Genomic DNA, 246 nt, shown 5'->3' on the forward strand with positions numbered 1-246 from the left:
GTTTATGTGTTGTTTATTCATTGTGTGGCGCTAACCTCGGCATCTTTAAGTTTTAACTCTGAGGATGCTTGTGGCTGGTTTTGTGCTGCTTGCGGTAAAGTCACCTCTCGACTCTTACGATCTAACTCTTGTACCTGAGGATCGTTCATTTTGCCTGTTACTTTAAAGTTGATCTCTGAGATCACTCGGGCAGAATGAATCACTTTATCAATTGCTAAAGCTGCAAGCCCCGTTACTGGATTAACC

General features: G+C 42.7%; 1 protein-coding gene. It reads right to left on the reverse strand.

What is annotated here, in order from left to right; translation table 11 throughout:
- Positions 1-17: 17 nt before the first annotated feature.
- On the reverse strand, positions 18-246 hold a 229-nt coding region (locus tag AAEY79_RS16040; protein WP_352289690.1), incomplete at its 5' end, for a hypothetical protein.

The sequence above is a fragment of the Psychrobacter sp. GW64-MNA-CIBAN-0177 genome (assembly GCF_040309585.1).
Taxonomy (GTDB): Bacteria; Pseudomonadota; Gammaproteobacteria; order Pseudomonadales; family Moraxellaceae; genus Psychrobacter; species Psychrobacter okhotskensis.